The organism is Mangrovibacterium sp. (assembly GCF_059905295.1).
Genome location: NZ_JBZQJF010000102.1, coordinates 1 through 11,881 on the forward strand (window position 1 = coordinate 1; position 11,881 = coordinate 11,881).

The following is an 11,881-nucleotide window of genomic DNA, read 5'->3' on the forward strand; positions in this document are numbered from 1 at the left end:
CGATTTGAAAGTTTGAAGTGCAGGGGCAAAGGTGTCGGCCGGATTTGAAAATTAAGCCTTTTGACATTACATTTGCCCGCAATTGTTAAAAATCAGCAGGTTTGGGCTGGATCCCGTCTGTTTTCAAAAAAGTACATGATTTCGGGGAATCACCAACAGGAATGAAAGTGGAACGTTTTTCGGACATCAGGTTGTCATTGTTATCTGAAGTTGTCGGGTTGTCTTGGAATTTGGAACTTGGAACTTGAAACTTGAAACTCAGAAGAGACTTTCAAAAAAATGGAAATTCGATCTATGGAAATTCGGAAATCAACTTGTTTGCAGCTCTTTCGTGCTATTCACAAGTATTTTTACAAACCTCGTATGGGGCGAATGGCAGCTGTTTTAGAACCATAGTAATCGACTTATACCACAAAACTGCGCGATTCGTTAAACCAAATTAAAAATAGACCGTTCAATCATCGGGTTTATGCTTTAAAAAACCCGTAAATAACTTATAAGATGCTTTTTGAACCCAGAACATACCGAAATTGCTTTCCGAAAGAACGTTTTCAATCGTTCACGGTTGAGTACCTCGACAATGATGTGTGGATTGGTGTCGATCCGGATTCGTACAAACCCGAAATGGAATCGGTAGCAAAGGAAGTACTAATACAGCTTGTTGACCAGTTGAAGGCTTATGCGGAAGAGGAACCTTTTTTTAAGAAAAGTCTGAAACCTTACCCGGTGCCCGAAACAGCCCCCGAGATTATCATTCAGCTGTCCCAATCGGCTGAGCTGGGATCCACTGGCCCGCTGGCTGCTAAAATAGGCTTGGTCAACCAGGTGGTTGCTCAGGCCTTGCTCGAAAAGTTTGAGTTAAATGAAATCATTGTTGAAAATAGCGGAGATTTGTATTTAAAGCTTCGAGATTCGCTGATTGTGAGTATTTTTGCCGACGATTTGGAAGATTCGGGCCTGATGGGCCTCGAAATTAAAGCGGAACAAACACCCTTGGGCATTGGTACAGGCTTGGGAACCAAGGGACATCCGATTAATCATACCAAGGCCAGTGCCGTGATGATTCTGGCTCAAAAAGGTGCCGATGCATCGGCCCTGGCAGTAGGAGTTGGTAACCGGGTGAAAAGCAGTAACGATTTGGATAAGGTGCTTAAACACCTGAAGCTGATGCCTGAAGTGACCGCTGCCATGTTTATCGTGGAAGAGGAGATCGCCATGCACGGCGAAAATGAATTGAAATTGATTGTATAACCGAAAAATCGTTTATGCGGTCATTGCGATCCGGCAGTTGGCGGAGAAACAATCTATCCTGGAGGAATGCATCCTTTATCGTCATTGCGAGGAGGAACGACGAAGCAATCTGTCCCGGTTGAGTGGATGATTTCTCCGACAAGGACAAGAAAAGATGGTCGGGAAGTTGTTAGATTTTTTTTTTAATGATTAGAGGTGGAGCGACATATATTTTAACCAATAGAAACCACACGGTTTTGTATACCGGAGTAACATCTGATTTGGTTAAAAGAATGTATGAGCATAAAAACAAGATTTATGCAACAAGCTTTACTAGAAGATATAATGTTGACAAACTCGTTTGGTTTGAAGTGTTTCATTCGATTGAAGAAGCTATTGATCGCGAGAAGCAGATCAAGGGAGGTTCAAGGAAGAAGAAACTCGATTTGATTCAGGCCATGAACCCGGAATGGAAGGATTTGACAAATGAGATTGAATAGTACAAGAAACGATTAAAACGTAAAAGTCGCTTTTATCGTCATGGCGATCCGGCAGTTGCCGGAGAAGCAATCTGTTCCTGCTGATAAGATTGCTTCGTCGTACCTCCTCGCAATGACGAAGAATTCAGGCTTTTATAGAATAAGAAGTAAGATGACAAACAAAAAAGACATACGTGAAGAACTGAAAAGCCGCGTGCTGGTGCTCGACGGAGCCATGGGAACCATGATCCAAAAGTACAAGCTGACGGAAGCTGATTTCAGAAATGATGATTTGGCGGAACTGACCAATGAGCTGTTCGGGAATAACGATCTGCTGTCGATTACCCGTCCGGATGTGATTCAAACCATCCATGCAGCTTTCCTCGATGCCGGTTCCGACATCATTGAAACCAATACCTTTAATGCCACCAGCATTTCACAGGCCGATTATCACACCGAGAAATGGGTGTACGAAATCAACAAGCAGTCGGCCATACTGGCCAGCGAGGTGGCTAAGGAATATACGGCAAAAAATCCCGACAAGCCGCGCTATGTAGCCGGTGCACTGGGACCAACCAATAAAACCCTGTCGTTGTCACCCGATGTGAACGACCCGGGTTACCGCGCCACAACCTTCGATTTTGTGAAGGATGCCTACCGCGAACAGGTGAAAGGTCTGTTGGACGGGGGCGTCGATTTGTTGTTGGTGGAAACCATCTTCGATACACTGAACGCCAAGGCAGCTTTGTTTGCCATCGAAGAAGAGCTGGAAGAACGGGATCTGCACCTGCCGGTCATGGTGTCGGGTACCATTACCGATGCCAGCGGACGTACACTGTCGGGACAAACCGTAGAGGCTTTCCTGAACTCGGTACGCCATATCGACCTGTTGAGTATTGGACTAAACTGCTCGCTGGGTGCAAAAGATATGCGTCCGTACCTCGAAGAAATGGCTAAAAAGGCGCCGTTCTACATCAGTGCCTACCCCAATGCGGGCTTGCCTAACCAGTTTGGCGAGTACGACGAAACACCGGAGGAAATGGCTGTTCAGGTGAAGGACTTTCTGGATAACCACTTTGTGAATATCATTGGTGGTTGTTGCGGAACTACGCCCGACCATATCCGCAAATTTGCCGGTATTGCAGCTGCAGCCGAGCCGCACATTAAAGAAAAGAATGACGAATTAACCCGTTTCAGCGGTCTGGAGCCGGTGACCATCACATCCGAAACCAATTTTGTGAATATTGGTGAGCGTTGTAATGTGTCGGGCTCGCGCAAGTTTGCCCGCCTGATTCGGGAAGAAAAATACGAAGAAGCCTTAGCCGTTGCCCGCGACCAGGTGGAAGATGGTGCCCAGGTGATCGACGTCAACCTGGACGATGCCATGCTGGATGCGAAGAAGGAAATGGTGACTTTCCTGAACCTGCTGATGTCGGAACCCGACATTGCCAAGCTTCCGGTGATGGTCGACAGCTCCAAGTGGGAGGTGATCGAAGCCGGATTGAAATGTTTGCAGGGGAAAGCCATTGTAAACTCTATTAGTTTGAAAGAAGGCGAGGAGCAATTCCTCGAACATGCCCATAAGATAAAGCTGTACGGTGCCGCCGTGGTGGTGATGGCCTTCGACGAAAAGGGACAGGCCGACAACTACGAGCGACGTGTTGAGATATGCACACGTGCCTATAAGCTGTTGACCGAAAAGCTGAATTTCCCGGCTGAAGACATCATCTTCGACCCGAATATCCTGACCATCGGTACAGGTATGGAAGAGCATAACAACTATGCGGTCGATTTCATCGAAGCTGTCCGTTGGATTAAGCAAAACCTGCCACACGCCAAAACAAGTGGTGGGGTGAGCAACGTGTCCTTCTCGTTCCGCGGTAACAACCTGGTGCGCGAAGCGATCCACTCGGTATTCCTGTTCCATGCCATCAAGGCTGGGCTCGACATGGGAATTGTAAACCCGGGGATGTTGCAGATTTACGATGAAATTCCGAAAGACCTGCTTGAATATATCGAAGACCTGGTGATGAACCGTCGCCCGGATGCAACGGAACGCCTGCTGGACTTTGCACAAAACCTGAAAGCCGACGAAAGTAAGGTGGTGCGTAAAGACGAATGGCGCGAGTTACCGGTTGAAAAACGACTGGAACATGCCTTGGTGAAAGGGATTCCTGATTACGTAGAGCAGGACCTGGACGAGATTATTCCGGTGTACAGCCCAACGCTGAATATCATTGAAGGCCCGCTGATGGACGGCATGAACGTCGTTGGCGACTTGTTCGGATCGGGAAAAATGTTCCTGCCACAGGTTATTAAATCGGCCCGGGTAATGAAGAAGGCGGTAGCTCACCTGCTGCCGTATATCGAAGCTGACAAGGCGAAATTCAAGAACCAGCAGAGCAGCCAGAAAAAGGTGCTGATGGCTACTGTAAAAGGTGATGTGCACGATATTGGTAAAAACATTGTGGGTGTAGTGCTGGGTTGTAACAACTACGAGGTGATCGACCTTGGAGTGATGGTTCCAACCGAGCAAATTCTGGAAACAGCCCGCAAAGAGAATGTCGACATTATTGGCTTGAGCGGCTTGATTACACCATCGCTTGAGATCATGGTGAACGTAGCTGCGGAAATGGAGCGTCAAAACTTCCATTTACCACTGATGATTGGTGGTGCAACAACCTCCAAAATACATACAGCGGTGAAGATTGATCCGCAATATTCGGAGCCTGTAGTGCATGTTAAAGATGCCAGCCGTACGGTGGGTGTGGTGGCTAACTTGCTGTCGAAAAATGAAGAGTTCCTGCAATCGTTGAAAGACGAATACGCACAAATACGCGAGTTCCACGGACAGAAAAAGCAGAAGGAATACCTGACGCTGGATGAAGCCCGTGCCAATAAATTCTCGCCCGACTGGAATGCTGATGTAATCTACAAGCCTAAGCAAACCGGGGTGCACGAGTTGATTGACTTCCCGCTGGAAGAACTGCGGAAGTACATCGACTGGAATTTCTTCTTCTTTGTTTGGGAGTTGAAAGGTCGCTTCCCCGAAATTCTGGACGATGAAGTACAGGGGGAACAGGCTCGTAAAGTGTACGAGGATGCACAGATCATGCTCGATGAAATCATTGAGAAGAAGATGTTGCAGGCCAATGGTGTGTACGGTATCTGGCCGGCCCAAGCCGATGGCGACGACATCGTGCTGTACAACGATGAAGCTTGCAGCGACGAGCTGGGCCGTTTCTATCACCTGCGTCAACAGGAGAAGAAAAAAGAGGGCGTGCCCAATTTCTGTTTGTCGGATTTTGTAGCGCCGAAAGAGCTAGGTAAAACCGATTACTGTGGTGGATTTGCCGTGACTGCCGGAATTGGCATTGAGAAATGGTTGGAGGAATACAAAGCCGATCACGACGATTATAAAGCAATTATGCTCGAAGCACTGGCCGACCGTTTGGCCGAAGCTTTTGCCGAGCTGCTACACGCAAAAGTTCGGAAAGAATACTGGGGCTATGTGCCAAATGAAGAGCTTAGCTGGGACGATATTTTGAAAGTTCGTTACCAGGGAATTCGCCCGGCATTGGGCTATCCGGCTTGCCCGGAGCACCAGGAAAAGCGAAACCTTTTCAACCTGTTGGGTGCAGAGAAAATCGGCATCGAGCTGACTGAGCACTATGCGATGTACCCGACTGCTGCAGTATGCGGACAGTTCTTTGCACATCCGGAGTCGCGCTACTTCAGCCTGGAGAAGATCAGTAAAGATCAGGTGGAAGATTACGCTGCACGGAAAGGTGTATCGGTTGACCTGGTTGAGCAGTTCTTGCCGATCAATGTTAACTATAAAGGAATCTAATTGATAGATAATTAAGAATAAACCCCGAAAAAAGACAATGAGTAGTTCTACAAAAAAAGCGATCATCGCTTTCTTATTAGGTTTGGCCGTTATGTTTGTGCTTGATATGATTTTCCATTTCAACAATTCGATTGAAACCGAAATGCACCGTCAGAGTAAAAAAGCACAGAAACAGATTGAAAGCATCTTTAAGTAAACCGAAATCAGACAAATTCGACCCGGAAAATGAAAGTTATAGATATCATCAACCAAAGCGATAAAACGGTATTCTCATTCGAACTGCTTCCTCCGTTGAAGGGGAATGATGCCAGTGCCATCTATCGTACCATTGAAAGTTTAATCGATTACAATCCGAGCTATATTAATATCACAACGCACCGCGATGAGATGATATACAAGGAAATGCCGGATGGATCGATCAAAAAGCAGGTGGTTCGTAAGCGCCCGGGAACAGTGGCTATTGCTGCTGCAATTCAATACAAGTATGGTATACCGGTTGTTCCGCATATCTTGTGTGGCGGCTTCTCCAAAAGTGAAACCGAGCATGTGTTGATTGATCTGAATTTCATGGGAATTGAAAACGTGCTGGCTTTGCGTGGTGATGGCGTGAAGGGGGATACGGTTTTTCGTCCCGATCCGAACGGACATGGCAATGCCGACGAGCTGGTAAAGCAAATTGTGGATTTGCGGAACGGTAAGTACCTCGATCCGGATTTGCGAAATACAACTCCGCTGGACTTCTGTATCGGGGTCGCAGGCTATCCTGAGAAGCACTTCGAAGCGCCTAATTTCGATACTGATTTGGCTTATTTAAAGCAAAAGGTGGATGCTGGTGCCGAGTATATCGTAACGCAGATGTTCTTCGATAACCAGGTTTATTTCGACTTTGTCGATAAGTGTCGTGCGGCTGGTATTACCATCCCGATTATTCCGGGAATAAAACCAATCAGCAACTTGCGTCATTTGACGATTCTTCCGAAGATTTTCAGCATTGACCTGCCTCAGGACTTGGTAAACGAGCTGAAGAAGTGTAAAAATAACGATGACGTGCGATTAGTCGGAACAGAATGGGCCATTCAGCAGTCAAAGGAATTGGTGGCCAAAAAAGTGCCTAGTTTGCATTTGTACACCATGGGCGTGTCGGACAATGCCCGGAAAATTGTTGAGGCTGTCTTGTAAGCACTTGACGAAAAATCAGCATACCAAAAGATCCAATCTGTTTTTGCAGGTTGGATCTTTTGCTTTTATAGGGAAACTGGCTAGTTAATACGAACTAATGTTTTTATTTCTTCCTCCTAAGTCCTAAAATTTTGGTTGAAATCCTTCTTTTTTTCAGATCCATGGTAGGGTAAGTCCCTTCTTTTCAGGATATACAGTAAAATCCCGGGAACACGATTGCATGCGAGCTGCCGGGTATAAAAGAACAGGACTAGTTAAATCAGATTTTATTGGATATGAAAAAACGAGCATTTTGGATGTTGGTGTTTGTGATCATCTCAGTTCAGGGATTTTCACAGAATTGGGTGACTAAACTCGATCAGGCGGAAGCCAAGGCAACAAAAGAAGGTAAAAATATTCTGTTGGTCTTTTCCGGTTCAGATTGGTGTATTCCATGTATGAAACTGGAACGTTACATTCTGGAATCGGATGAATTTAAGACATTTTCAAAGGATCATTTTGTGCTTCTCAGGGCCGATTTCCCCAAGCAGAAAAAGAATAAGCTAAGTGAGGCTCAGCAAGCCTACAACGACGAGCTGGCTGAGCAGTACAACCCCAATGGTTACTTCCCTTTAGTCGTTATTTTAGATCAAAACGGGAAGGTTCTTGGAAATACCGGTTATAAAAACGTTAGCCCGGCAGAATACATCAGTCAGTTGGCTACTTTGGAACATTCCAAGTTATGAGACTCGTTTCCTTTGTTATTCTGCTTTTCCTTTCTGTGAATGCATTTTCACAGGAGGTGTTTATGCGACCAACAATGCTCATGGGATCCTACTACGAGATTACTGTTGTCGCTCAAAATAAGGCTGAAGGCGATCGTTATATCGACGATGCAGTACAGGAGATCAGTCGGATTGAAAAGATCATTTCTTCGTGGGATGCCAACTCGCAAACATCAGCGATTAACCGGAATGCAGGCATTGCCCCGGTGAAAGTATCGCCGGAATTAATGGGCTTGATTGAGCGGGCCATCCAAATTTCTAAGGTAACCGAAGGGGCTTTTGATATTTCTTATGCCGCCATGGACAAAATCTGGAAGTTCGATGGTGGAATGCAGGAGGTTCCCGATGAAGCAGTTATTCAGCAGTCAGTGGCCAAGGTAGGATACCAAAATATTATTCTCGACAAGGAGAAGTCAACGGTCTTTTTACGACTTCCCGGAATGAAAATCGGGTTTGGTGCGATCGGCAAAGGCTACTCGGCCGACCGGGCTAAAGATCTGCTGATGAAAGAGGGGGTTGTAGCCGGAATGATTAATGCCTCCGGTGACCTGAACTGCTGGGGTACAAGGCCCGATGGTAAACAATGGATGGTTGGTATCACAAACCCCATCAATAAGAATCATGTATTCTCATGGTTCCCAATTGAAAATAGAGCTGTAGTTACCTCGGGCGACTATGAGAAATTTGTCATCCTGAACGGGAAGCGCTATACCCATATTATTGATCCGCGAACCGGTTGGCCTGCCCGTGGCCTTGCCAGCGTAAGCATTTTTGCCCCGAAAGCCGAACTCGCTGATGCCCTGGCAACATCGGTATTTGTGATGGGGATTGATGCTGGCCTGGACATGGTTAACCAGCTTCAGGGCATCGAATGTGTTCTTGTCGATGATCAGGGTAAAATCTATTATTCCAAAAATATTGAACGAAAAACAGGAGAAGAATGAAAAAGCTAATCTTTTTAGGAGTCGTGATGCTGTTGTTCAGTGCTTGCAAGACGGTGAAAGAATATGAAAAGGTCTATGTCAACGACCCAAATATGAAATTGGGAGCTTCATCAGACCAGCGTTTTGAATTGAACTTTCAGGTGTATCGGGAGGCTGCAGCAGGAGCAAATGGTGGTAAATCAGGTGGTGGATGTGGATGTAATTGATATATTATGAGGAAGCTTGTATTGATATTTTTTATTTTCTCGGGTCTTGTTACCCGGGCACAAACGAGTACTGATCAAAAAGATTCGTATAAAAAACGGGTGTTGGAAACACCAGAAGTTGAATTGCTGATGAGCTTTTATCATCAGGAAGGAGATCATGCAGCCGTGAATGGTGGAGTTGGCGATGAGTCACTTTCAGATGCAACACCAACAATTGTCATTACTGTTCCGGTAAATGATGATGATGTGCTGACGATTGACGCAGGCTTGTCGGCTTACACTTCTGCCTCGTCAAGTAATATTAATCCATTCAATAGTTCTACGGGGGCTTCAACAAGTTATTCGTCCGGAACGACGAGTAGCAGTGGCTCAAGTAGCAGTGGTTCCCGAACCGGTGCCTCAAGTGGTGGTGGACCGGGCAATGTCACAACTTCGACCAGTAGTACTTCTTCATCGGCAACGACAACAAAAACAGTGACCGGAACTCCATGGCAAGCTACTACTGGAGCCTCAAGGAAAGATATGTTGAAAAGTCTGAGCCTGGATTACAGTCATAGCTCAGATGATCGGAACTGGATACTTGGAGCACATTTAGCCGCAACAAAAGAATATGATTATCATTCATTTGGCTTTGGAGGAAGTGCCGTCCGGTTATTCAACGGGAAGGACTCTGAAATTAGTTTGAAGACGAACATTTACCTGGATAAATGGAAGCCGATTTATCCGACTGAACTGCATGAATACAGCGATTATGGCTCCGATTTTCTTAGTTCCGGATACTTTGAAGGAGTAACAGTGATTGATGCCAACGGCGATGAAACATCCGATTATTTACCCAGTCGGTTTTCGGTCTGGCAGCATAAGAAGCGGAATTCCTACTCGGCTTCAGTGAGTTTCTCGCAGATATTCACAAAGCGTCTGCAGGCCTCCTTTTTCTTTGATCTGATTTATCAGGAGGGCTTACTTTCAACCCCGTATCACCGGATCTATTTTGCTGATTTGCCCAATTATTACATCGGAACGGCCAGTTATATATCGAATTACACGACCCGGCAAAATAAGGGTGTTTACCAGCTTGCTGATGATACGGAACATTTACCGGGTACCCGGTTTAAACTGCCATTCGGAACACGGATCAATTATTACATTAATGAAACATTTAAACTGCGAACTTATTACCGCTTTTATACCGACGATTGGGGTATTACCTCACATACGGGGAGTGTGGAGTTGCCAATCAGTTTTTCACCTAGTTTCAGTTTGATTCCCAATTACCGGTATTACTGGCAAACCGCTGCCGACTATTTTGCACCCTATGAAACGCACTTGTCAACCGAAGAATATTACACCTCCGACTATGATTTGTCCGGTTTTCACAGTAATCAATTTGGTTTAGGGCTGAGTTATACGAACATTTTCCCTAAAAACAAGATGTTCCATTTTGGATTGAAGAATTTTAACCTGCGTTATAGCCACTATATGCGTAGCGATGGGTTAAAAGCCAATATAATTTCCTTCGGCTTAAAATATGTTCATGAATAGCTGGAGGAACTCATCAAGACAGGAAATATAATCCGGGTTTTGTCAACTAAACCAGGGATCGTGGTGAAAAGCCATCACCATGATCCCCTGTTTCGTTTTTTTAATTATCCGAACTAACGAATGTGATTGCCTCATCCATCTGCGAAACGTCGAAATAACGCTCCATACGGCCTTCTTTGGCCCGTTGAAAAAACAGGTTGTCGATGGGGACGAGGGCCTTTAAAATATTTGAATGGGCAACGATGGCCAAATGACCAATACTTTTGTAGTTGCGCAAAGCCCAAAGGACATCTTCCATAAAGGCTTTGGTTTGAATATGGCTGATTTTCATCTCATCCAGCTTTACCAAGACGTTTACCTGTTTAAAACCCTTTTCAAGCTTTTCATTGAAAAACTTCTCACAAATCTTTTCATCTGTTTCGGTAAAGCTGTCAATGACTTCAACGGCTAATACGTTATTTTCGAATGTTCCAATTTGTTCTAACATGCCTTTATGATTTAACGTTTGCTTTTATTTTAAACGTTCTGAAATTGCCCTGGTTAGTTAAGCACCGTAAAAGTTTCGTTAAGCATTGTTAAAGTGTTTTGCCTCAGTTTCCCGACAAAAATTCCCTACCTTGTCCGAAAATCATCAGTCATGCGAGATCTACCGAATATAAAGCCCGGGAATGTGGATGTTTTTCTGAATCGTGAGGATATTATCCTGGATACCATTGCCCAAATTATGAAGGACTTTGGCCTGTTTGGGGTTGAAATTGAATATTCCGGATCCATTGATGATGCCTATGAAAAACTGCATCGCCAGCTGGTTGCTCAAATTGATCGGCTGATGAATTCGAATGCCGACCTGCTAATGTCTATTTTGTACCAGGTGGATATTAGCCAGCGCGACATTGATCAAACCAGCGTTGATTTTCCGCATTACAATCAAATCGAAGTCATTGCTCACCAGATTATTTTCCGCGATTTGAAGAAAGTTTTGTTTCGTCGGTATTTCAGCAGTAAATAAGACTGTTGGCATTTTCTATGTTTTTAAAATGAAAGGCCAGGTAAAATGTTTTTGGTGGTTTTTCGTTAGCTTTAAAAGCAGAAATCCGAATGACCGTGAAAAAACTCTTGTTGGCGCTTTTTATCGTTTTTAGCTTCTTCAGTCTTTTTGCTCAAGATCACGAAGGTTGTATACGTTCCACCGAAGGATCCGAATTTTGGTTTGGCTTTATGGAGGGACGGAATTATAATCCAAATGGGCATAAATTGCAACTGACTGTTACATCCAGTTACGATGCCAATTTCTCCGTTACTTATGGTCCTTCCGAAATTTCTCTTGGTAATTTCTCTGTTGCGGCTGATTCTTCGACGCCAGTTGATATTTCATGGCTTATATTGGAGGCATTGGGATCTGAGACTATTCAAGATAAAGGGATTCATTTGGTTTCAGACAGTCCTGTCAATGTTTATGCCTTAAACTGGGATAACCAATCATCTGATGTAGCTGTTATTTATCCGATAGAATCCATCGGTCAGGACTACTACGCCATGTGTTATGAACCACATGTTAGTGAAGACCTTTACGGTAACTACTATAACGGGCGCAACAGCGAATTTCTGATTATTGCTACGGAAGATAATACCGAAGTGGAGATTACCCCTTCGGTAGAAACAGCGGGTGGAAAGCCGGCCGGAGTTC

At 45.0% G+C, this 11,881-nt stretch carries 12 protein-coding genes; 11 read left to right on the forward strand and 1 reads right to left on the reverse strand.

Features of this window, described 5'->3' with window-relative positions; genetic code table 11:
- Positions 1 to 501 precede the first annotated feature (501 nt).
- From AC37HE_RS05450 to AC37HE_RS05490, 9 genes are all read left to right on the forward strand, one after another.
- Positions 502 to 1,251, forward strand: coding sequence for a UPF0280 family protein (locus AC37HE_RS05450; protein WP_500781777.1), 750 nt, complete (start codon positions 502 to 504; stop codon positions 1,249 to 1,251).
- Positions 1,252 to 1,436: 185 nt separating this feature from the next.
- The gene (locus AC37HE_RS05455; RefSeq protein WP_500781778.1) at positions 1,437 to 1,730 is read left to right on the forward strand and encodes a GIY-YIG nuclease family protein; all 294 of its coding nucleotides are present in this window, start codon (positions 1,437 to 1,439) and stop codon (positions 1,728 to 1,730) included.
- A gap of 151 nt (positions 1,731 to 1,881) precedes the next feature.
- Positions 1,882 to 5,559 (forward strand): methionine synthase, encoded by a 3,678-nt coding sequence (gene metH / locus AC37HE_RS05460; protein ID WP_500781779.1) that lies wholly within the window; start codon positions 1,882 to 1,884, stop codon positions 5,557 to 5,559.
- Positions 5,560 to 5,596: 37 nt separating this feature from the next.
- Positions 5,597 to 5,755: a hypothetical protein gene (locus AC37HE_RS05465; RefSeq protein ID WP_500781780.1), complete on the forward strand. Its 159-nt coding sequence runs from the start codon at positions 5,597 to 5,599 to the stop codon at positions 5,753 to 5,755.
- Positions 5,756 to 5,784: 29 nt separating this feature from the next.
- Complete coding sequence (gene metF / locus AC37HE_RS05470; RefSeq protein WP_500781781.1) at positions 5,785 to 6,738, forward strand: methylenetetrahydrofolate reductase [NAD(P)H]; 954 nt, start codon at positions 5,785 to 5,787, stop codon at positions 6,736 to 6,738.
- Positions 6,739 to 7,013: 275 nt separating this feature from the next.
- On the forward strand, positions 7,014 to 7,463 hold the full coding sequence (locus AC37HE_RS05475; protein ID WP_500781782.1) for a thioredoxin family protein: 450 nt from the start codon (positions 7,014 to 7,016) through the stop codon (positions 7,461 to 7,463).
- Positions 7,460 to 8,446 (forward strand): FAD:protein FMN transferase, encoded by a 987-nt coding sequence (locus AC37HE_RS05480; protein ID WP_500781783.1) that lies wholly within the window; start codon positions 7,460 to 7,462, stop codon positions 8,444 to 8,446. The genes AC37HE_RS05475 and AC37HE_RS05480 overlap by 4 nt, the downstream gene beginning before the upstream one ends.
- Positions 8,443 to 8,652, forward strand: coding sequence for a DUF4266 domain-containing protein (locus tag AC37HE_RS05485; protein WP_500781784.1), 210 nt, complete (start codon positions 8,443 to 8,445; stop codon positions 8,650 to 8,652). The genes AC37HE_RS05480 and AC37HE_RS05485 overlap by 4 nt, the downstream gene beginning before the upstream one ends.
- A 6-nt stretch (positions 8,653 to 8,658) precedes the next feature.
- A complete protein-coding gene (locus AC37HE_RS05490) occupies positions 8,659 to 10,194 on the forward strand; it encodes a DUF3570 domain-containing protein (RefSeq protein ID WP_500781785.1) in 1,536 nt (511 codons plus the stop codon).
- 100 nt (positions 10,195 to 10,294) lie between these two features.
- On the opposite strand, the gene AC37HE_RS05495 is transcribed toward AC37HE_RS05490, so the two are convergent.
- Entirely contained in the window at positions 10,295 to 10,681 is a 387-nt protein-coding gene (locus tag AC37HE_RS05495; RefSeq protein ID WP_500781786.1) for a SpoIIAA family protein, read from the reverse strand.
- Between the two features lie 150 nt (positions 10,682 to 10,831).
- On the opposite strand from AC37HE_RS05495, the gene AC37HE_RS05500 reads away from it, so the two are divergent.
- Both AC37HE_RS05500 and AC37HE_RS05505 read left to right on the forward strand, forming a co-directional pair.
- The gene (locus AC37HE_RS05500; RefSeq protein WP_500781787.1) at positions 10,832 to 11,203 is read left to right on the forward strand and encodes a hypothetical protein; all 372 of its coding nucleotides are present in this window, start codon (positions 10,832 to 10,834) and stop codon (positions 11,201 to 11,203) included.
- A gap of 89 nt (positions 11,204 to 11,292) precedes the next feature.
- The coding region (locus AC37HE_RS05505; protein ID WP_500781788.1) for a hypothetical protein at positions 11,293 to 11,881 on the forward strand (589 nt) is incomplete at its 3' end.